This window comes from Phycisphaerae bacterium (assembly GCA_018003015.1).
Classification (GTDB): Bacteria; Planctomycetota; Phycisphaerae; order UBA1845; family PWPN01; genus JAGNEZ01.
The window spans coordinates 1-21,684 of the sequence record JAGNEZ010000087.1 but is presented as its reverse complement, the minus strand read 5'-3'; the positions used below and the strand labels follow the sequence as shown (position 1 = coordinate 21,684).

Sequence of the window (21,684 nt, the reverse complement as noted above, 5' to 3'; positions counted from 1 at the left end):
GGGCGTGTTTTTGGACGAAGAAGAAGGGCCGGCGGGGAGGGGAGGATGAAGGGCCTTCTTCGTAACCTTTTGTTTTTCAGGGACTTGGGGCCGTAGCTCAACTGGGAGAGCGCCTGGTTTGCAACCGGGAGGTTGGGGGTTCGAGCCCGCTCGGCTCCAGTAGGAGGTGGTGGTCAAGGGGGCGGCTGGTTGTGGGGTAGGGTGGGGTAGTGGGGGGTGCGAAAAAAAGTCGACAAAATTGCGTGCGGACCCCTTTACAAAGGGGGAATCGCGTGTATATTTGACGGGCTCAGGTGTACCTTGAAGTGGCCTGCTGGCCGCCGGTGATGAGACTGGCGGGCGGGGGGCGGCGGAGAGGTGTGCCTGGCAGTAGCTCTTTGACAATCGAATATGTTTGCAAGCGAGTCAGGTATCGAACCATCCAAGATCACGTTCGAGCGTGAGAGCGAAAAACTCGTTCTGATTGGCGCGATGTTTGCGTCAAAGGTGCTTTGATTGGGTGGATGGACAGTATGTCATTCATGCGATCAAGCTACTAAGGGTGCATGGTGGATGCCTAGGCGTCGAGAGGCGAAGAAGGACGTGGTAGGCTGCGATAAGCCCCGGGGAGCTGTCAAACGAGCATTGATCCGGGGATTTCCGAATGGGGCAACCCGGCGTCACTCCGCAAGGAGATGGCGTCATCGGCGGGTGAATGCATAGCCCGTCGAAGCGAACCCAGGGAACTGATACATCTCAGTACCTGGAGGAGAAGAAATCAACCGAGATTCCGTCAGTAGCGGCGAGCGAACGCGGACATAGCCCAAACCGGCCTTCGGGTCGGGGTTGCGGGAGCCGAGAGCAGTTACAAAGGTGTCGCTAACAGAAGTGCCTGGAAAGGCACACCACAGAGGGTGACAGTCCCGTATGTGAAAGCGATCGCCCTGCGTTACGATCGGCTTACCAGAGTAGCATGGAGCTCGTGGAACTCCGTGTGAAGCTGGGGGGCCCACCCTCCAAGGCTAAATACTCCTCGACGACCGATAGTGGACAAGTAAGGTGACTGAAAGGTGAAAAGAACCCCTGCAAGGGGAGTTAAAAGAACCTGAAACCATGTACTTACAAGCGGTGGGAGCCCGATGTGACTTCGGTCATCCGGGTGACCGCGTACCTTTTGCATAATGGACCGGCGAGTTACCCTTAACGGCCTGGTTAAGCACCTCCGGTGCGTAGCCGTAGCGAAAGCGAGTCTGAACAGGGCGATCTGTCGTTGGGGGTAGGCCCGAAACCAGGTGATCTACCCATGGCCAGGATGAAGTGCCCGTAAAAGGGCGCGGAGGTCCGAAGCCGTGAACGTTGAAAAGTTCTGGCATGAGCTGTGGGGAGGAGTAAAAGTCTAATCAAACCTGGAGATATCTGGTTCTCCTCGAAATGCCTCTAGGGGCAGCCTCGAGCCACTACGTCACGGGGGTAGAGCTACTGATTGAAACGCGGGGGCCACCAGCCTGCCGCCTTCATCCAAACTCCGAATACCGTGGCGACTATCTCGGGAGTGAGTCCGCGGGGTCAATCTCCGCGGTCAAAAGGGAAACAACCCTGATCGTCTGCTAAGGTCCCTAATTCGTGCTCAGTGCATAAGGAAGTCTGGTTTCCGAGACAGCGGGGATGTTGGCTTAGAAGCAGCCACCATTTAAAAAGTGCGTAATAGCTTACCCGTCGAGAAACTGGGCGCCGATAATGATCGGGACTAAGCACGGAACCGAAGCAGCGGGCTCGTGAGTTCTTCGGGACGAACGAGCGGTAGAGGAGCGTTGATAGGGAGATACAGGCCATACCGAAAGGAGTGGTTGCGGCCCTATCAAGTGATAATGCCGGTATGAGTAACGAGAAAGAGGGTGTAAATCCCTCTCGCCGCAAGCCTAAGGTTTCCTGGGGAAGGTCAATCCGCCCAGGGTTAGGCGGATCCTAAGGCGAGGCCGAAAGGCGTAGTCGATGGACAGCAGGTTAATATTCCTGCCCCGTGTCATGCGGTTGATTCGCATGTGCGTTTTCTCAAGCTGCAGCCCACCACTAGACGTGAGGGTTCCCGCAAGGGCGAGGCCGATTTGTTGCCGAAGTGCGGGGAGAGAGAGCCGAGAAAAGCATGCGAGGACAAGTGGCACGTCCGTACTAAAACTGACACAGGTAGGCGAGGCGAGTAGCCTCAGGCGCTCGAGAGAACGGTCCTTAAGGAACTAGGCAAGTTAGCCCCGTAACTTCGGGAAAAGGGGTCCCTACTCCTCGGTAGCAATACAGAGGAGAGGGCACAGCAAAGCGGCTCTGGCGACTGTTTATCAAAAACACAGGTCTCTGCCAAGTCCAACAGACAACGTATAGAGACTGACGCCTGCTCGGTGCGGGAATGTTAAGGAAGGCGGTCAAGGGGGTAACCCCTGAAGCTGGCAACCGAAGCACCCGTAAACGGCGGCCCTAACTATGAGGGTCCTAAGGTAGCGAAGTTCCTTGTCGGGTAAGTTCCGACGCGCATGAATGGCGTAACGACTGGAGCACTGTCTCAAGGACCGACTCGGTGAAATTGGAATTGTGGTGAAGATACCACATACCCGCGGCAAGACGGAGAGACCCCGTGAACCTTTACTGTAGCCTGATATTGGCCACAGATATCGCATGCGTAGGATAGGTGGGAGGCGATGATCCGGCAGTTCTGGCTGTCGGTTAGCCAACGTTGAAATACCACCCTTGTGCTATTTGTATCCTAACCGCGCTCCGTGAATCCGGGCGTGGGACAGTGTTAGGTGGGCAGTTTGACTGGGGCGGTCTCCTCCAAAAGAGTAACGGAGGAGCGCAAAGGTCGGCTCAGTGCGGTTGGCAATCGCACGACGAGTGTAAGGGCATAAGCCGGCTTAACTGTGAGACCCACAAGTCGAGCAGATACGAAAGTAGGCCCTAATGATCCGGTGATCCCGTGTGGAAGGGTCATCGCTCAACGGATAAAAGGTACTCCGGGGATAACAGGCTGATCTCCCCCGAGCGTCCATAGCGGCGGGGAGGTTTGGCACCTCGATGTCGGCCCATCGCATCCTGGGGCTGAAGGCGGTCCCAAGGGTTTGGCTGTTCGCCAATTAAAGCGGTACGCGAGCTGGGTTCAGACCGGCGTGAGCCAGGTCGGTCCCTATCTGCCGTGGGCGTACGAGACTTGAGAGGATATCTTCCTAGTACGAGAGGATTGGAAGGTACGGACCACTGGTGTACCTGTTGTCGCGCTAGCGGCAGCGCAGGGTAGCTAAGTCCGGAAAGGATAAACGCTGAATGCATATAAGCGTGAAGCCCCCCTCAAGATGAGGTCTCGGTGACTCTTCGGAGTCTGAAGGCCCCTAGTAGACCACTAGGTCGATAGGCGGGAAGTGTAAGGACAGGAATGTCTTCAGCGGACCCGTACTAATGGCCAAAGGCTTGATCGTATGAATGATGCACTGTCATCATGGATCAAAGCACCATCACGCTCGAACTTCTTCAACGTTTGGTTCGTCCGATTCGCTTGTACGCATGTTCGATGACCCAGAGACTGCAACCGCCGGGAAGCGACAGCGCTCCCGGCGGTTTTTTTTGCGCGCCGGGCACGTTGGGCAGCTGGGAGGTGCGACTCGGGCTGAGTGGGTCGGAGTCAAGTGCCGCGTCGCGTCGTTCATCACTCGACGGCTGAGGCTTGAGGTCAATGAGGCCAAGCGTGCGGTCCTGGGACCGTGGACGCGGCGGGAACGGCGGCGATGCCTGGCTGGGCTTTCGGGGGGTGGAAGGGCGGTTGGGCATCGGGTGCATCGTGGTGTGGGGTCAGCGAGGGGTAGGCGAGGCGAAGCGATCGTTGTACAATGTCGCGACTTCGCCGAGCCCTCGGGACTGGCATGGTGGACTGAGGACCCTGCGGCGAGGCGTGCGATTTGACGCTCGGTGGTGGTCGCTGCCCGGTTGCGGAGCGCGTGTCCCATCGACGCTTGAGGGAAATTGACAGCGATGAGTGAAGGCGCGGCGCTCGATCTGATCTACGTGGTTGCCTTCGGGCTGGGTGGGCTGGCATTTGCCCTGGGGCCGATCGTCGTCGTCCACCTACTGGCCGCCCGGAAGACACGCCAGTATGCCAACAAGACTGGCCAGCCCATCGAATGCGGCATGGAGCCGATCGGCGACGCCTGGATTCGCTACAGTGCGGTCTACTACCTGTATGCCCTGGTTTTCGTAGCCTTTGCGGTGGATGTGCTGTTCCTGGTGCCGGTCGCGGTGGTCTACAACCGGGTGGAAGGTGTCGTGATCCGCGACTTCGTCGAGCTGGTCATCTTTGTCGGGGTGCTGTCGCTGGTGGTCGTGTATGCGTGGAAGAAGGGTGTGTTTGAATGGAAGCGCAAGAAGACCAGCTTCTGAAAGACTGCGCTCCGTACGTCAAGTTCGCCAAGTTGGACGAACTGCTGAACCTCGGGCGGGCCTACTCGCTTTGGCCGTTGACCTTTGGGTTGGCGTGCTGTGCGATCGAGATGATGGCGACGGGGGCGGCGCGGTTCGACCTGGCCCGGTTTGGAGCGGAGGTGTTTCGGCCATCGCCTCGCCAGGCGGACCTGATGATCATCGCCGGCACGATCAACAAGAAGATGGCGGCTGCGGTCAAGACGCTGTACGATCAGATGGCCGAGCCGAAATGGGTCATTGCGATGGGCAACTGTGCGATTTCCGGCGGCCCGTTCGTGTTTCCGGGCCAGTACGCGGTGGTTGAAGGCGCGGATCAGCTTTTTCCGGTGGACGTTTACGTTCCCGGGTGTCCGCCGCGACCGGAGGCTCTGATCGAGGGCATCCTCAAACTGGAAGAGAAGCTGACGGGAAAACGACGTTGGCCGGTTGTGAAACCGGAGTAGCCGGGTGTTTGAGCACCCAGGTCATCGTGTGATGAGTGGTGACATTCCGAGTGAGAAGGCGGCCTTGAACGGGTCGGCCGTGCCCGGCGGGGTGCCTGCGCTGAGGCCGAATCCCCTGGCACATCTGGCGGTGCCGTTTCAGGTTGTGGACTACGCGGAGCGAGGCGTTCATCTGGACGCGAGTGTTGCTCCGGACCAGGTTGTCGCGGTGGCCGGTGAGCTGGACAAGAGCGGATTCGCCATTGACACGGTTACCGGCGTGGATTGGCTGGCCGAGGGCCAGATGGAGGTCGTCTACGACTTCTTTCACCCGACGGAGCGGCTTCGGGTGGCCATACGAACGCGTGTGCCCCGTGAGGACCCCGAGGTTCCGACGATCAGCACCGTGTTTCCCGGGGCGAACTGGCACGAGCGCGAGACGCACGATTTCTTCGGCATCCGGTTCGTGGGGCACCCGGACCTGACGCCGTTCTTGCTGCCAGAGGACGCCACTTATCACCCGCTGAGGAAGGACTTCAACTCGTGACGGTCAAAGAAGCGCCTTCCTCCGGGGCCGCCGGCCGCGAGACGTTCGTGCTCAATCTGGGGCCGCAGCATCCGGCCACGCATGGTGTGCTGCGGCTCCGGTTGACGATGGACGGTGAATACGTCGTCGAGGCGGAGCCGGTCTGCGGGTACATCCACCGGATGCAGGAGAAGATGGGCGAGAACCGGAGCTATGCCCAGTTTTTGCCCAACACCAGCCGGATCGATTACCTGTCGGCGATGATGTACACCCACGCGTTTGTGGGAGTGGTCGAGCGGGCGGCCAGGATTCAGGTTCCTCCGCGGGCCGAGTACATCCGGGTCATCACGTCGGAGCTGAATCGGATATCCAGCCATCTGGTTTGGTGGGGTGCGTTCCTGCTAGATCTGGGTGGCTTCACCCCGTTGCTGTACGCGTTCGACGATCGGGAGCGGATTCTGGACTTGCTCGAAGGTCTGACCGGCGCCCGTCTCACCTACTGTTACTATCGCTTTGGTGGAGTCTGCAACGACGTGGATGAGAGCTTCCTGGGAGGTACGCAGGCGTTCGTCACCCACATGCGGCCGAGGCTGAAGATGTACCGGGACCTGGTCACGGGGAACATCATTTTCCAGAAGCGGCTCAAGGGCATCGGGCCGATCAGTGCGGAGATGTGCCGCCGGTACGGAGCGACGGGGCCGGTGATTCGTGGAGCGGGTGTGGCCTACGATGTCCGTCGGGCCGAGCCGTACTCCGCCTATCCGGATTTCGATTTCGAGATCCCGACCTATCCGGAATGCGATTCTCTCGCCCGGTACATGGTGCGGATGGCCGAGCTGGAGCAGAGCTTGCGGATCATCGAGCAGGCCTTGGACAAGTTCCCCGATGGGCCGGTGATGGCGGAGAAGGTGCCTCGTGTTCTCAAGTTGCCGGCCGGGGACTTTTGTTATGCGGTGGAGGCAGCGCGGGGGCGCTTTCTGGTGCGGTTGGTGAGTGACGGCCAAAATGGGGCGTATCGCCTCAAGCTGCGCACGCCGTCGCTTTCGAACCTGAGTTTGTTCGGCGAGGCGAGCCGGGGAATGCTCCTGCCGGACGCTTTGGCGATGATGGGAAGCCTGGATCTGGTGATTCCTGATATTGACCGGTGATTTCAGGCCAGGAAGGACGACAGGGATGCGGGCGACGAGTCTTGACCGGAGTTGCGAGGGGATGCTGGCGTGACGGAGTGGCTCTCCGAGCTGGGCGGATTCCTGTCCACCGAGCCGTATCGGCTGGTGGTCGCCCTGGTGGTGATTCTGGCCTTCGTCGGGGCCAACGCGGCGTATCTGGTTTGGGTCGAACGTAAGGGGGCGGGTCGTTTCCAGCGGCGGCCGGGACCCACCGAGGCGGGTTTTGCCGGCCTGCTCCAGCCGATCGCCGACGCCCTCAAGCTCATGTCCAAGCAGCTGCTTGTGCCTCCGATGGTGGACAGGACGCTCTTCCGGGCCGCCCCGCTGATGATGATGTCGCCCGCCCTGATCAGTCTGGCGGTCATTCCGTTCAGCGACAAGCTGGTCGGCCGCAACATCAACCTCGGTCTGCTGATGATCTTCGCCTTCGGATCGGTCAACGTGATGGCGATCATGTTGGGCGGCTGGTCTTCGCGGAACAAGTACGCGATCATCTCGTCGGCTCGGGTGGTGTCGCAGAACGTCGCTTACGAAATCCCGATGCTGCTGGTCGTGATCACCATGATCATGATCACGGGGACGACCGACCTTCACGAGATTGTCGAGCAGCAGGCCGGGGCCTTCTGGCACTGGAACCTGTTCCGGGTATGGGTCAATCCGCTCATGCCGGTCACTTTCCTGATCTTCTTCATTTGCATGCTGGCGGAGACCAACCGTTCGCCCTTTGACATGGCGGAGGCCGAGAGCGAGCTGGTGGCGGGTGCCTACACCGAATACTCGGGCATGGGTTTCGGCGTGTTTTTCATGGCCGAGTATGCGAACATCCTCCTGGGCTGCAGTCTGGCGACGGTTCTGTTCCTGGGCGGCTGGCACAGCCCGATCGGCATTCTCCCGGGCGTCGTGTGGTTCCTGATGAAGATGTACTTTCTGGTGTTCACCGTGGTGTGGATACGCTGGACGTTTCCGCGCACCCAGTTTTACGGCTTGCTGAATCTCTCGTGGAAGATTCTGATCCCTGTGTCGTTGTTCACGCTCCTGTTGTCGGGGGCGATGGTCAAGTTGCCGAGAGTGTTTGGGGCATGATCAAGCTGATGAGGGAAATCGTCGGCGGTCTGTACAGCCTCCTGGTGGGGATGCGGATCACGATCGGCCAGTTTTTCAAGCCGACGGTAACGGTTCATTACCCGCACGAGGCGCTCAAGATGCCGCCCCGCTTTCGGGGTCACATTGAGCTGGTGCTGGACCCGGAGACGGGCAAGCCCAAGTGTTTTGCGTGCAAGGTTTGTGAGAAGACCTGTCCGAGCGACTGCATCACGGTGGACGGCGTCAAGTTGGAGGGTGCCAAGCGGAAGTCGGTGACGATCTACAAGCTTGATTTCACCAGGTGCAGCCTGTGCGGCTCCTGCGTGGAGGCCTGTCGCGACGGGGCGATCCGCTTTTCTCACGACTACAACATGGCCGGCCTGCGCAAGGAGGAGTTCGTGATCGACTTGTTCAAGAAGCTGGAAGACGAGACCCGGGCGGCAGGGGGCATGCCGTTTGTGCCGCCGGTCGCGGCTCGGTCGGTGGAGCCGGCAGGGGGTGGGTCGTCGCCCGGGGCGGGTGGCGCCGCCCAGCGGCTCGGCGCGGAAGGGGCTGCGGTCGAGCCCACCCGGACGGAGGTGAAATGAACCCGTTTCCCGCTTCGACTCTGATCATGAACGGCCTCTTCGTGTTCTGCCTGGCGACGACGGCGGCGGGGGCGTTGATCGCGGTGGCGAGCGTGCGGTTGATTCGCGCGGTCTGCGGCCTGGCGATCTGCTGTTTCGGGCTGGCCGGGCTTTACTACTTCCTTCACAGCCCGTTCCTTGCGCTGATGGAGATTCTGATTTACGTCGGGGCGGTGTGTGTCACGATCGTTTTCGCGGTCATGCTGGCCGAGCCGGACGAGCCCGGAAAGGACGGGAGCAAGGGCTTTTCGGTGTTGTGGACGGGCATTGCGGTGACGGCCGCGACGGCCATCTTCCTGGGTGTTGTGCGGCTGGCGTTGTCCGGGGACTGGGTACGGCCGGAGACGAAGGCCAACGACGGCTCGATGAAGGCGGTTGGCGCCGCACTGTTGACGACCTACAGCATGGCCTTCGAGCTGATCTCCCTGGCGCTGCTGGTGGCGATTCTGGGTGCATTGGCGATTGCCCGGGCAGGGCGGACGAAGCCGTAGAAGGTGCTCGATGTCATGAGCCGAGCCGGGGGCAGCGGCGGGAGTGCGGTGAGGGCTCGGTGGTGTTCTGGTGATGGAGTGAAGGGTGGACGATGGGACAGCCTCTTTATGATCGTCTGGAGATCTACCTGGTCGCGGCGGCTTTCCTGCTTGCGATGGGCATCTTCGGCCTGGTTTGGCGGCGCACGCTGATTGGCATGTTGATCTCCGGCGAGCTGCTTTTTGCGGCCGCCTCCCTGAACCTGATGGCGTTCAACCGATTCACTGTTCGTGATCCGGCGGTGGGGCAGGTCTTCGTCCTGTTCATTATGGGATTGGCGGCAGCGGAGGTGGCCATTGCCTTGAGTATCACCATCGCGGTGTATCGGAACTACCGGTCGGTCAAGACTGAGGAGCTTTCGGAGCTGAACGGATAGGCCCATGGAATTCGCGTACGACATCCGATTGCTCTTGGCGGTACTCGCGCCGCTGATCGGCGCGGGCCTGGTGATGGCCGCCGGCAAGCGCCCAAACATTCGGGAGGCCTGCTCATTCATCTCGGCGGCGGTCCTGTTCGTCATCACCGCGTCGATGGTTCCGGACATTGACGGGGGCAGGGGCCTGCGCTTCACTGTGTTCGAGCTGCTGGGTGGGCTGAGCTTCTCGCTTCGGGCGGACGCCTTGTCCATGGTCTTCGCGGTTTCGGCGTCGTTCCTGTGGGTCGTGACGGTGTTCTATTCCGCGGGTTACATGCGCGGACTCCGCGAGCACGAGCAGACGCGATTCAACACCTGCTTTGCCCTGGCCCTGTTCGGAGCGGTCGGGTGCGCATTCTCGGACAACCTGCTGACCCTGTATCTTTTCTACGAAATCGTGAGCATCTGCACTTACCCGCTGGTTGCCCATCACCAGGACGAGGAGAGCTACGAGAGCGGGCGAAAGTACCTGAGCTACCTGACGGGTACGGCCAAGGGCCTGATCCTGCCGGCCATGGTTCTGATCTACGTCATGTCGGGAACATTGGACTTCGCGGACAACATTCGCACCGGCATTTTGCCGGTCGGCGTGCACAACGGGGTGGTGACCATCCTGTACGCCTGCTGCATTCTGGGATTTGCCAAGAATGCGGTCATGCCCTTCCACAGCTGGCTGCCCAGCGCGATGGTGGCTCCCACGCCGGTCAGTGCCCTGCTGCATGCGGTCGCGGTGGTCAAGGTGGGCGTGTTCTCGACCGTGCGGGTGATGCTCTACGTGTTTGGTGTGGACTGCATGGACGCCTTGAACCTGGGCCTGCCCACGGCCTACTTCGTGTCCATCACCATCGTGGTGGGCTCGATCATTGCCCTCAGCAAGGACAACTTGAAGGCCCGGTTGGCGTATTCGACGGTCAGTCAGCTCTCCTACATCATTCTGGGCGTGGCCCTGCTCAAGCCGGCGGGGATCGAGGGCGGGCTGATCCACATTGCCAACCACGCCTTCTCCAAGATCACGCTGTTCTTCTGTGCCGGAGCGATCTACGTTGCCACGCACAAGAAGAACATCTCGGAGATGAGCGGCCTTGGGCGGGCGATGCCGTTCACCTTTGGAGCGTTTGCCCTGGCGTCGCTGAGCATGATCGGCGCGCCGCCGGTGGCCGGATTTGTCACCAAGTGGTATCTGCTCAACGGGGCCCTGGATGCCGGTTCGATCGGCATCATCATCGTGCTGATGGCGAGCACGCTGCTCAACGCCGCGTACTTCGCCCCGGTGGTTTACCAGGGTTTCTTCGGCCAGCCGTCGGAGGCCGACCTGGAGCACCGGTATAGCGAGGCTCATGCCTCGATGGTCGTGCCGTTGACGGCGACGGCCCTGATTTCGGTGGTGATTGGTCTGTGTCCTGGTTTGTTCCTGGGTTTTGTTCAGCGTGTGATTTCATGAGCCTGGTCAAGCTGATCGAGTTTCTGAGCAACCATCTGAAGACCGTGGTGCGAGTCTGCGTGGCTCTGCTCGCCCTGCTGGTCGTGGTGGATGCGATTCCGGGCGTTGTCGACAAGGAGCATGCTCATACCCAGGCCGAGCATTGGCCGGCCTTTTGGGCGGTGTTTGGGTTCGCCGGTTGCGTGTTGATCATCATCGTGTCGAAGTGGTTCGGCCATGCCGGCATCATGACCCGGGAAGACTACTACGATGAATGACCTCTGGATCCATCCATCGCTGATCCTCATCGTCGGGGCGATGCTGCTCCCGCTGATTCCCGCCCGGGCCAAGAGCGGCTTTCTGCTGTTCGTTCCGGTCCTGGTCTTTGCCCGGACGCTGATGATGACGCAGGGCGACTTTGGGCAGGTTGAGTTCCTGGTTGCCGACCCCGCGAACGCCCTGACGCTGGTTTTCGGCCGGGTGGACCGGCTCAGCCTGATCTTCGGCTACATCATGAGCCTGATGTGTGTTCTCGGCACACTCTACGGCGCGCACGTCAAGGAGGACGTTCAGCACATTGCCGCCTGGATTTACGTCGCTGGTTCGATCGGGGCGATCTACGCGGGCGATTTCATTGTTCTGTTTCTGTTCTGGGAGATGATGGCGTTCTCCTCCGTGTTCCTGGTCTGGTTTCGAAGGCGCAAGGAGTCGCCGGCGGCTGGGCTGCGCTATCTGCTGGTGCACGTGGCCGGGGGGCTGGCCCTGCTGGCCGGCATGGTGCTGCACTGCAACGCCCAGGGCAGCTGGGCCTTCAACCAGCTTGATGTTCAGCATCCGACGGCGGCCGTCTACCTGATCCTGATTGGGTTCATCCTGAACGCGGCGGTGCCCCCGCTGCACGCCTGGCTGCCCGACGCCTACAGCGAGGCGAGCTTCAACGGGGCGGTTTTTCTGTCCGCCTTCACGACCAAAACCGCGGTGTATGCGCTTTGCCGCGGATTCCCGGGGATGGAGATTCTGGTGCTGCTGGGCGTGATCATGGCCCTCTACGGTGTCGTTTACGCGGTGCTGGAGAACGATTGCCGGCGGCTGCTTGCCTACCACATCATCAGCCAGGTCGGCTACATGGTCGCCGGTGTGGGGTTAGCGGATCCACAGACCTCCCTTGGCCAACTTGCCCTCAACGGTACCTGCGCCCACGCCTTTGCCCACATTCTCTACAAGGGCCTGCTGTTCATGGGTTGCAGCTCGGTCCTGTACATGACGGGTGAAACCAAGTTCACCGAGCTGGGCGGCTTGTGGAAGAGGATGCCCTGGACCTTCGTCTTCACGCTCATCGGCGGGCTGTCGATTTCCGCGTTCCCGCTGTTCAGCGGATTCGTCAGCAAGTCGATGATCGTGTCGGCCGGTTTCGAACAGCACAAGCTCTGGGTTGGCTTCCTGCTCATGCTGGCCTCGGTGGGCACCTTCCTGCACACTGGCCTGAAGGTCCCGTACTTTATCTGGTTCGGAAAGAACAAACCGAGGCAGGAAGTCGTGGACCGGGCCGCCGATCCGCCATGGAACATGATGGCGGCCATGGCCATCACTGCGGCGCTGTGCATCTTCATCGGCTGTTACACACCGTACCTGTATTCGATGCTGCCCTTCCCGGTAGATTACCATCCGTACACCGCGTACCACGTCTCGGAGACACTGCAGGTCCTGCTCTTTACCGCCGTGGGTTTCTTTCTGCTGGTCAAGAAGTTGCAGCCCGAGCCCAAGATCAGCCTGGACCTCGACTGGCCGTATCGCATGGGTGGGCGGGTATTCCGGTGGCTGGCTTCCAGGCCGGTGCAGGCTGTTGACACCCTGGTGGGCGAACTCTACCGGCTGGCGGGCCTGGTGCCGCTGATGATCACCGCCCGACTGGCGGGCAGGTTTGACAACGGCGTGGTGGACGGTGTGGTCGATGGCCTGGCGTCCGGGGTACGAGGCGTCGGTCGAAGGCTGCGCGCCGCCCAGCGCGGGCAGATGCAGGAGAACCTCATGCTGGCGTTCGGTGTGGCGGCGGTGTTGATCGTGATTTTCATTTGGTGTTCGAGCCGGCCATGAGCTTCAGCTACAACGACACGATTCTGACCATGCTGGTGTTCGGGCCGCTGCTGGCGGCCGTGATTGCCGCGCTCGTCAAGAGCGAGAATGCGCTGCGCTGGTGGACACTGGCCAGCACGACCGTGATCGGGCTCTGGTCGCTTCCGCTGTTCTGGCGATTTGACGCGGGGAGCGCCCGGTTCCAGTTCCTCGAGGATGTGGAGTGGATCGCGGCCCTGAAGATCCGCTACACCCTGGGCGTGGACGGCATCAGTCTGTTGCTGGTGCTGCTGACCACGCTAATCATGCCCCTCTGCGTGCTGGCCTCCTGGGACTACATCCGGACTCGGGTCAAGGAGTACATGATCTGCCTGCTGATCATGGAGTCGGCCATGATCGGCGTATTCTGCTCGCTGGACCTGGTCCTGTTTTACGTCTTTTGGGAAGCGATGCTCATCCCCATGGCCCTGCTGATTGGCATTTGGGGCGGGCCGCGGAGGATCTACGCCTCGCTCAAGTTCTTCATCTACACCATGGCCGGGTCCGTGTTCCTACTGGTCGCGATCATCGCCCTCTACCTCAAGACCGGGACGTTCAGCATTCCGGCCATCATGGAACAGAAGGACAGTTTCTCGGCGGACTTCCAGTGCTGGATTTTCCTGGCGTTCTTTGTTTCGTTCGCCATCAAGGTGCCGATGTTTCCGTTCCACACCTGGTTGCCTGCGGCCCACGTGGAGGCTCCGACCGCGGGGAGCGTTTTGCTGGCCAGCGTGCTGCTGAAAATGGGCACCTACGGCTTCCTGCGGTTCTCCCTGCCCATCGCCCCGATCGCGACTGAGGTCTTCCAGCCCCACATCCTGTGGCTGTCGGTGGTGGCCATCATCTACGGCGGCCTGACCGCCCTGGCCCAGACGGATCTCAAGAAACTGGTGGCTTACTCGAGCGTCGCCCACATGGGCTTCGCCACGCTGGGGATCTTCGCCCTGAACGACGCCGGACTGAAGGGTGCCATGCTGGTGATGGTCAACCACGGGATCACCACCGGGGCCCTGTTCATGATCGTCGGCGTCATCTACGAACGCCTGCACACCCGCGATCTGGCCCAGACGTGTGGGATGGGCCGGACCATGCCGGTCTTCGCGACATTTGCGGGCATCTTCGCGTTATCCTCGCTCGCGTTTCCGGGGACCAACAGCTTCATCGGCGAGTTCCTGGTCATGGCCGGAGGGTTCGAGGTCTCGCGGGTGATGATGGTGTGCGTGGTTCCCGGAGTGGTTTTGGCGGCCGCCTACCTGCTGAGAATGCTGCAGAAGGTCGCTTACGGCGGTACCCGGAACCCGGATCATTCGATGATTCGGGACCTGGGGCTTCGCGAAGTGGTCATGCTGGTGCCGCTGGCGCTCTTTGTTTTCTGGATCGGGCTGAAGCCGGCCCCGTTCGTCCGGGTGATGGATGCGAGTGTGCAACAGGTGTTGAAGCAGGTCCGGTCGCCGGCTGGTGTGGGCGCGGCGGTGGTCCCAGGCAGCAGCCGGCCGGGGAAGACACTGCAGGTGTGGCGGCCGGCGCGAACGAGTCCGATGGTAGCGGCCACGCCCGCGGGGCTGGCTGACGAGGCGAAGTGACGACAGCTATGGATACCGCGTTCCTGCCAGAACTGGTTCTGCTGCTCGGGGCATTGGCGATCTTCGCCGTTACCCTGGGCGAATCTCGCACCCGGCAGGCCCGAACCGCGGCCCTGGTCGTGGCCCTGGCCGGCATCGCCGCCTGCCTGCTCTGCCTGGGGCGAGAAGCGGTGCTCTTCGACGGAGCCTACCGCGTGGACCTCTTCTCCCAGGTCCTCAAGCTGGTATTCGCATGTGGGCTTGCGCTGATCCTGCTGCTGAGCGGGGAACTGCCCGACATTCGTCAGGATGTGAAGCCCGAGTACTACTTCTTTCTGACCGTCAGCGTGTCCGGCCTGACCATGCTGGTGAGCTGCATCGACCTCATCACCCTGATTATTGCGCTCGAAGTGTCCGCGTTCCCGCTTTACCTGATGGTGCCGATGCGCCGCGAGGGCGAAGGCCGCCGCAGCCAGATGGAGTCGGCGATCAAGTACATGATGTTCGGGATTGCGGCCAACGGCTTGATGTTCGTGGGCATGAGCTATCTGTTCGGTCTGACCGGAACGACCTCGCTGCCCGAGATTCTGCCGCTGCTCAGCCCGGTCGTCAACTCGCCTCTGGCCATTGCCGGTCTGGGCCTGATGTTCTGCGGGCTCTTCTATAAGCTCGCGGTCTTCCCGTTCCACTTCTGGACGCCGGACGTGTATCAGGGGGCTTCGAACGAGACTGCGGCCCTGGTTGCCTCGCTGCCCAAGATCGGCGGGGTGGCCGTGCTGGTACGGTTCATTTCGCTGGCTCAGCCGGACCATGACACCGTGGCCCTGTTGCTGGCGATCCTGGCCACGGCCTCGATGTGCTACGGTAACCTGATCGCCCTGGTCCAGAAGGACTTCAAGCGGCTGCTGGGCTTCTCCGGGATTGCCCACGCCGGCTATGCCGTCATCGGCCTGGTGGCGATGAATGAGGCGGGTTACTCGGCGGCGGTGTACTACATTGTGGGCTACCTGCTGATGGTCCTCGCGTGCTTCGTGGTGATCTGCAAGGTCTCTCGCGACGGTCAGAACGTGGCCATTGAGGAACTGGCCGGACTGCACCGCCGGTCGCCGCTGCTGGCCCTGACTCTCGCGGTGGGGGTGTTCGCGCTGGCCGGCATTCCCCCGTTTGTTGGATTCATGGGCAAGCTGACCCTGCTCACTGCCGCCCTCGGCCAGGGCTACCTGGCCCTGGTCATCATCGCGGTCGTGAATGCGGCCATCGCGGTCTACTACTACCTGGGCGTGATCCGGGAGGCCTGGTTCCGCGACCCGGGCGATCTGCCGTCGATCACGTTGAGCTGGCCGACCCGGGCCGTCTGTACTCTGCTGATCGCGGGCATTCTGGCTCTAGGCGTGGTTCCGGGACGGGTCGTGGGGACCATCTCCGCCTCGATCGCACGGGCCGGCTTGGTTCCTCCAGCGGTGCCCGCGGCGAAGATAGCGGCCGGCGGTCGGGCGGTCATCGACATTTTCCGCCTCGGGCCGGCTGCCGAATAGGTGGATGGCCGCACCTCGCAGCCCGTGGTGGATCAGCCCATTCTCGTGTGTCGCCGGATCTCTCTTCTCGGTAGACTACGGTTTCTCTGAGTGGCCGGTCATGGCCGCAGGACCAAGGGGATACATGATTCGGCATCGTCCCTGCATTTGTGGTTGGCGATCATCCGGACAGGGGGACCGAGGGCGGAAGGGAACGTTCTGATGGCCAACACCACAAGGAATGCCGCGGTCGACGATGGCCCAAAGGACGCTGCTGGCTTTTTCGATCGATTCCTCCTGCGAGGTGCGCCGCGTGAGCTGTGGATGATCTTCGCCATCCACTTGGTCGGGTACGTGTCCTACATGATCATGAACTGGACGTTCGTCCTGTGGCTGTCCTACGATCTCGGCTACAGTGACGAGAAGGCCGGTCTCTGGGTTGCCCTGTGGTCCGCTCTCATGACCCTGGTCACGGTTTTCGTGGGCTCGCTCACGGACGCCATCGGGATACGCAAGGCTCTGCTGCTCAGCATGGTCATCTGCATCGTCACGCGATGCTTCATGACGTTTGCCTCGGCAAAATGGATGGTCCTGGGCCTGGGCATGATTCCCGTGGCCATTGGCGAGGCCTTGGGCACCCCCGCCATGGTGGCGGCCACTCGCCGGTATTCGAGGACATCGCAGCGGTCCGTTTCCTTCTCCTACTTCTATGCCTCGATGAATGTCGGCATCCTGATCGCCGGCTTCATGTTTGACTTCATCCGCAGACGAGTGGGCGAACCCGTTGGTCATTGGAGCCTGCCGCTGTTCGACATCACGCTGACGACGTACCAGACCGTTTTTCTGGTGAGCCTGGTCTTCCAGTGCGGTCTTTTCCCCATCCTGTACTGGGGCATGCGCGAAGGCGTCGAGGCCACTGACGAGGGCGTCAAGATCGTCCCCGGGCAGTCGAGGTACCCGCACGAGAGCTTCCTGCGAGCCCTTGCGTTCTCCCTGAGGGACACCTATCGGGAAACGGTTCGGATTTTCACCGGCCTGTTTGCCCAGCCGGGGTTCTACAAGTTCCTTGGCTTTCTCGCCCTGGCCGCGATGGTCCGGCTCATCTTCGTGCACATGAACTACACGTATCCTAAGTTTGGCATTCGAGAACTCGGCCCCGGCGCTCCGGTCGGGACCCTCTACAACATCAACGCGTTCATGATCATCTTCCTCGTTCCCATCGTCGGTGTGCTTTCGCGGAAGGTTTCCGCCTACAAGATGGTCACCGTGGGGAGCGGCATTGCCGCCGCCTCGGTGTTTATCATGACGCTGCCTCCGGCCTGGTTCCAGGGGGTCGCCGATCTGGAGTACGTTCGTTGGCTCGCCCACCATGGCCTGGGCCTTGTCGGCGACGTCAATCCTTGGTACGTGATGATCTTCTACTTCATCGTGATCCTCTCCTTTGGCGAGGCGATCTACTCGCCCCGCCTGTACGAATACGCGGCCGCCATCGCCCCGAAGGGTCAGGAGGGCTCCTACATGTCCCTCTCGTACCTGCCCTTCTTCCTGGCGAAACTCAGTGTGGCCACCTTCTCGGGTGTGCTGCTTAGCAGGTACTGCCCGGAGGCCGGTCCGCGGAGTTCCGGCACGCTCTGGCTGATCATCGCTCTGACGACCACAATCTGCCCGGCGGGTCTCATTGCCTTTCGCCGCTGGATCCGGGTGAAGGAAGCCGGTCGGGCCGAGTGAGCCGCCCGGCTTTGTTTTCCGATGAGCTGATTTCGGGATTCCGGGGCTATCCTTGGTTGCGGTCGGGGCCTTAATCCCTGTAAACTGCGGTTTCTGTGAGCGGCCCCTCGCGGCCGCAGGGTCCTTGGGGACATACGGTTCGACACATCCCCTGCGCCCGTCTCCGGCGGACTTCCAGTCGCGCATGGCGAGGGCGGAAGGAGACGGTCTGATGGCGGACGACAGACAGGGAACGGTCGTGCCCGGCGGCACTCCCGACTCACGTGGAATCCTGGACCGGCTCCTTGCCCTTCCCGCTCACATCGGCCGCTCCGTTATCAGCTTTCCCGGCCGGTTTGCGGTCCTGGGCAGCGCCGTTCCCGAACTGTGGATCGTTTTCGTCATCAAGCTGTTTGGCATTCTGGCCTACAGCGTGATGAATACCACGCTGGTGCTGTGGCTGTCCTCGAACCTCAACTACAGTGACACCGATGCGGGTTTCATCATCACCGCCTGGTCAACGGTCATGACCCTCGCCACGGTGATGATCGGCTCGCTGACCGACGCCATTGGGCTTCGGAGGGCCTTCATGCTGGGCGTGGTTCTCTGTCTCTTCGCCCGCACGGTGATGACCCTGGTGACCGTTCCTTGGATCGTCCTTGCGTTGGGTCTGTTTCCTCTGGCCCTCGGCGAGGCTCTGGGGACGCCGATCATGGTCGCGGCCATCCACAGGTACTCGACGACCGCCCAGCGCTCCATCGCGTTCTCCATTTTTTATGCGGTGATGAATGTCGGCTTTCTGATTTCGTACTGGATCTTCGACCGCATTCGCAACGATTTCGGGGAGAGCGGTCACTGGGTGCTGCCCGTTGTGGATGTCGAGCTCTCGACCTACCGCATCCTGTTTCTCATCAGCCTCGCTTTCGAGTGCGTGCTCGTTCCGGTGATCTACTTTGGATTACGGGAAGGGCTCCAGGTCTCCGAGGAAGGTGTGAAGGTCATCCCCGAGAAGTCCAAGTACCCCGGCAGGGACATGTGGAGTGCCCTCTACCTCTCCGTCCGAGACGCCCTGCGCGAGACGCTCAGGATTTTCGTGGGTCTTTGGGGGCAGCCGGGGTTCCACAAGTTTTTGGCGTTCCTGACCCTTGCGGTCTTCGTTCGGTTCATCTTCTTCCAGATGAGCTATACCTACCCGAAGTTCGGCATTCGCGAGCTGGGCGAAGGCGCCCCCATCGCTACGCTCTGGTCCCTCAACGCGGGCCTGATCATTGTCCTGGTTCCCATCGTCGGGGCGTTCTCTCAGAGGATCACGGCGTATCGGATGGTGGTGTATGGCAGCATCATCGCGACGGCGTCCGTCTTCATCATGACCTTGCCTCTGCGGTGGTTTCAGCCGTTGGCCGACGGCCGTCTGGGCCACTTCATCGCGAACTCCTGGCTGGACGGCGACGAGAAGTTCACGGTGGATGACATTCGCGATCTGCCGGCTTTCGTTCGCAAGCTGAACGAGCCCGCCGATCCGGTATCGGTCACGGTTCGGGATTCGCTTTCCCCGCAGACGAAGCTTCTCCTGACTCGGGAACTGTCGCCCACGGGCTTCAGGAACGCCGCTCCCTATTCGTACCCGGGTTCAGGCCTCTTCTCGGAAGGCGATATCAAGGACGGCGGCGGCTTCGCGGCGAGACTGCGCAGCGACCCGAACGCAGCCACTCAGCCGATCTCCAAGTACGTGTGGGCACAGATGTCATCGAAGGAGCAGGAGGCGCTGGCCGGAGCGGCCGCCCTGTCCCAGGATGAGCAGAAGCTGATGCTGAAAGTGCTCAACCGTCTTCTGCAGGATTCCGCCTTGGGCAAGGACGACCGCTTCGCAAGAGTCAGCCTGTCGGATGCGACCCAGAGTCTGCTCAAGATCGACAAGAAAGACAGGAAGGCCAGGCGTATCACCCAGTCCGTCGTTCAGAACCGGCTCCTGCTGGAGGACGCCTACCCGGAGCACGTCGCCAGGAGCAGCCACGCGGTCCGAGTGGCCTTGGCCGACGACCTGACCAAGCTCATCAGGGAGAAGACGATCTACGACACCGATCGCTTTGCCGGTGTTGCCCTGACCGGGCCGGTCAAGGCTTGGCTGGCGACCGGAACGGCCGAGAAGGGGGCCAAGGCTCCGGCGCAGATCAACCGCTACCTCGTGGAGGATGCCTACCCGAACGAGATTGCCAGGAACCGGATCGGGGTCTCGGGGAGCGTCAATCCGTACTACGTCGCCATCGTCCTGTTCGTCATTCTCCTGTCGGTTGGCGAGGCCTTCTTCTCGCCGCGGCTCTACGAATACGCGGCGGCCATTGCGCCCAAGGGGCAGGAAGCCTCGTACATGTCCATGTCGCTCCTGCCGTTTTTCCTGGCCAAGCTGTTTGTAGGCATGTTCTCGGGAATCCTGCTGGAGGCTTACTGTCCCGAGACTGGTCCACGGAATTCGGACACGCTCTGGCTGATCATCGCCCTGACCACGATGATCTCACCGGCCGGCCTGCTGCTGTTCGGCCGCTACATCCGGGTCAAGGAAGCGGGTCGCGAGTGAGGTTCGGACTGAACCGCCGGGCGGCGGCGGGCATGGGGCCAGGGGTGTTGCTCCGGTTCCCGGCCGGGTAGAATAGGGTAGTTGCGCGTCCCTCGGGGTTCCGCGGGGTCCACGAGTTTTGGTGATCGGAGATGTGCTCTTGTCAACGGCCAACACACGTCGTCAGTTCCTGAAGCAGTCCGCCTTCTCGGCCGCCGGGCTCTGGCTGGCCGGCCGAAGGGGCATAGCCCAGAGTTTCGCGGCCAACGAGAAGCTCGGAATCGCCATCGTCGGTGTTTCAGGCCAGGGGGCATACAGTGTCGGCAACCTGGCCGATCAGGCCATCGTCGCCCTGTGTGACGTGGATGAGAACCGGGCGGCCGAGACTCGCAAGCGGTTTCCCAAGGCCCGGTTTTACACTGACTTCCGCAAGATGTTCGACGCATCGAGCAAGGACTTTGAAGCGGTTGTCGTCGCCACCCCCGACCACACGCACGCCCCGGCCACGATGATGGCTCTCAAGGCCGACAAGCACGTGTATTGCGAGAAGCCGCTGACCCACACCGTCTATGAAGCGCGGATGATCGCCGAAACCGCCAGGAAGCGAAAACGCGTTACCCAGATGGGGACCCAGATCCACGCGGGCGACAATTACCGCCGCGTGGTCGAGTTGATCCAGAAGAACACCATCGGCCCGGTGACCGAGGTCCACGTGTGGTGCCCGTCGGTCTGGGCAGGCGGCGACCGGCCCAAGGACACCCCCCCTGTGCCGGCCGGCCTGCATTGGGACGAGTGGCTGGGACCTGCTCCGGTCCGACCTTATCACCCCGCCTACGCACCGGCCGGGTGGCGAGGCTACTGGGATTTCGGCGGCGGCGGCCTAGCGGACATGGCCTGCCACTACATGGACTTGCCGACTTGGGCGCTGGATCTGCGTCATCCTCAGGTGGTAGAGACGGAAGGGCCGCCGGTCAACGACGAGCATGCTCCGGACCAGATCGTCGTTCGCTGGGAACACCCCGCCCGCAAGGACAAGCCCCCGGTGAAACTGACCTGGTACGGTGGCGTTGACAAACCCGCTCCGGACATTGTGGCCAGGATTCCCAAGTGGGGGGTCGGCGTCCTCTTCGTTGGTGAGAAGGGCATGCTCATCGCCGACTACGACCGTCACCAGCTCTTGCCGGAGCGGGAATGGACCGGCTTCAAGCCACCTGAGCCCTTCATCCCGAACTCGATCGGCCATCACAAGGAGTGGGTTGAGGCCTGCAAGAAGGGCGGGCCGACGACCTGCAACTTCGACTACTCCGGGGCTCTGACCGAGGCCGTCCTGCTTGGCAATGTCGCTTACCGCAGCGGCAAGCGGATCGAGTGGGACGCCGAGAAGATGAGGATTGCCAACGCGCCCGAGGCCGAGAAGTTCCTGCGCCGCGAGTACCGAGAAGGCTGGACGCTGTGAGCCGCGTTGAGCGGGGGGGGGACGCAGGGCCAGCGCACATTAAACTCCTGTTCCGGTAATCACTTGCATGAGGAACTGGTTGTTCCAGCCCGCGATGCGGCTCTTGCACTTGATGCTATCCTTCGACGCGTGACGCTTCAGGAGGCTGAC

General features: G+C 61.5%; 15 protein-coding genes, 1 tRNA gene, 1 rRNA gene and 1 pseudogene. All 18 read left to right on the top strand.

The genetic code is table 11. The features are described from left to right. Positions 1–86: 86 nt before the first annotated feature. Positions 87–159, top strand: a tRNA-Ala gene (locus KA354_22815). A gap of 366 nt (positions 160–525) precedes the next feature. Further along, positions 526–3,440, top strand: a 23S ribosomal RNA gene (locus KA354_22810). Between the two features lie 550 nt (positions 3,441–3,990). Then, positions 3,991–4,395: an NADH-quinone oxidoreductase subunit A gene (locus tag KA354_22805; GenBank protein ID MBP7937483.1), complete on the top strand. Its 405-nt coding sequence runs from the start codon at positions 3,991–3,993 to the stop codon at positions 4,393–4,395. Then, positions 4,368–4,880, top strand: a complete 513-nt coding sequence (gene nuoB / locus KA354_22800; protein ID MBP7937482.1) for an NADH-quinone oxidoreductase subunit NuoB — start codon at positions 4,368–4,370, stop codon at positions 4,878–4,880. Before KA354_22805 ends, nuoB begins: the two co-directional genes overlap by 28 nt. Positions 4,881–4,911: 31 nt before the next feature. Beyond that, positions 4,912–5,406, top strand: coding sequence for an NADH-quinone oxidoreductase subunit C (locus KA354_22795; protein MBP7937481.1), 495 nt, complete (start codon positions 4,912–4,914; stop codon positions 5,404–5,406). Continuing rightward, positions 5,403–6,533 carry an NADH-quinone oxidoreductase subunit D gene (locus tag KA354_22790; GenBank protein ID MBP7937480.1) on the top strand — a complete coding sequence of 377 codons (1,131 nt, stop codon included), beginning with the start codon at positions 5,403–5,405 and terminating at the stop codon, positions 6,531–6,533. The genes KA354_22795 and KA354_22790 overlap by 4 nt, the downstream gene beginning before the upstream one ends. A 102-nt stretch (positions 6,534–6,635) precedes the next feature. Further along, positions 6,636–7,637 carry an NADH-quinone oxidoreductase subunit NuoH gene (gene nuoH / locus KA354_22785; protein ID MBP7937479.1) on the top strand — a complete coding sequence of 334 codons (1,002 nt, stop codon included), beginning with the start codon at positions 6,636–6,638 and terminating at the stop codon, positions 7,635–7,637. Continuing rightward, positions 7,634–8,068, top strand: a pseudogene (locus tag KA354_22780) (NADH-quinone oxidoreductase subunit I). Before nuoH ends, KA354_22780 begins: the two are co-directional and overlap by 4 nt. A 152-nt stretch (positions 8,069–8,220) precedes the next feature. Further along, entirely contained in the window at positions 8,221–8,754 is a 534-nt protein-coding gene (locus tag KA354_22775; protein MBP7937478.1) for an NADH-quinone oxidoreductase subunit J, read from the top strand. A 92-nt stretch (positions 8,755–8,846) separates the two neighbouring features. Then, positions 8,847–9,170 carry an NADH-quinone oxidoreductase subunit NuoK gene (nuoK, locus tag KA354_22770; GenBank protein MBP7937477.1) on the top strand — a complete coding sequence of 108 codons (324 nt, stop codon included), beginning with the start codon at positions 8,847–8,849 and terminating at the stop codon, positions 9,168–9,170. A 4-nt stretch (positions 9,171–9,174) separates the two neighbouring features. Next, positions 9,175–10,650, top strand: coding sequence for a monovalent cation/H+ antiporter subunit D family protein (locus tag KA354_22765; protein MBP7937476.1), 1,476 nt, complete (start codon positions 9,175–9,177; stop codon positions 10,648–10,650). Further along, a complete protein-coding gene (locus KA354_22760; protein ID MBP7937475.1) occupies positions 10,647–10,907 on the top strand; it encodes a hypothetical protein in 261 nt (86 codons plus the stop codon). Before KA354_22765 ends, KA354_22760 begins: the two co-directional genes overlap by 4 nt. Beyond that, positions 10,900–12,723 carry a Na(+)/H(+) antiporter subunit D gene (locus tag KA354_22755; GenBank protein ID MBP7937474.1) on the top strand — a complete coding sequence of 608 codons (1,824 nt, stop codon included), beginning with the start codon at positions 10,900–10,902 and terminating at the stop codon, positions 12,721–12,723. Before KA354_22760 ends, KA354_22755 begins: the two co-directional genes overlap by 8 nt. Beyond that, positions 12,720–14,324: an NADH-quinone oxidoreductase subunit M gene (locus KA354_22750; protein ID MBP7937473.1), complete on the top strand. Its 1,605-nt coding sequence runs from the start codon at positions 12,720–12,722 to the stop codon at positions 14,322–14,324. Before KA354_22755 ends, KA354_22750 begins: the two co-directional genes overlap by 4 nt. A gap of 8 nt (positions 14,325–14,332) precedes the next feature. Further along, positions 14,333–15,838, top strand: coding sequence for an NADH-quinone oxidoreductase subunit N (locus KA354_22745; protein ID MBP7937472.1), 1,506 nt, complete (start codon positions 14,333–14,335; stop codon positions 15,836–15,838). 201 nt (positions 15,839–16,039) lie between these two features. After that, complete coding sequence (locus KA354_22740) at positions 16,040–17,545, top strand: MFS transporter (protein ID MBP7937471.1); 1,506 nt, start codon at positions 16,040–16,042, stop codon at positions 17,543–17,545. A gap of 211 nt (positions 17,546–17,756) precedes the next feature. After that, positions 17,757–20,099 carry an MFS transporter gene (locus KA354_22735; protein ID MBP7937470.1) on the top strand — a complete coding sequence of 781 codons (2,343 nt, stop codon included), beginning with the start codon at positions 17,757–17,759 and terminating at the stop codon, positions 20,097–20,099. A gap of 118 nt (positions 20,100–20,217) precedes the next feature. Next, positions 20,218–21,534 carry a Gfo/Idh/MocA family oxidoreductase gene (locus tag KA354_22730; GenBank protein ID MBP7937469.1) on the top strand — a complete coding sequence of 439 codons (1,317 nt, stop codon included), beginning with the start codon at positions 20,218–20,220 and terminating at the stop codon, positions 21,532–21,534. Positions 21,535–21,684 lie beyond the last annotated feature (150 nt).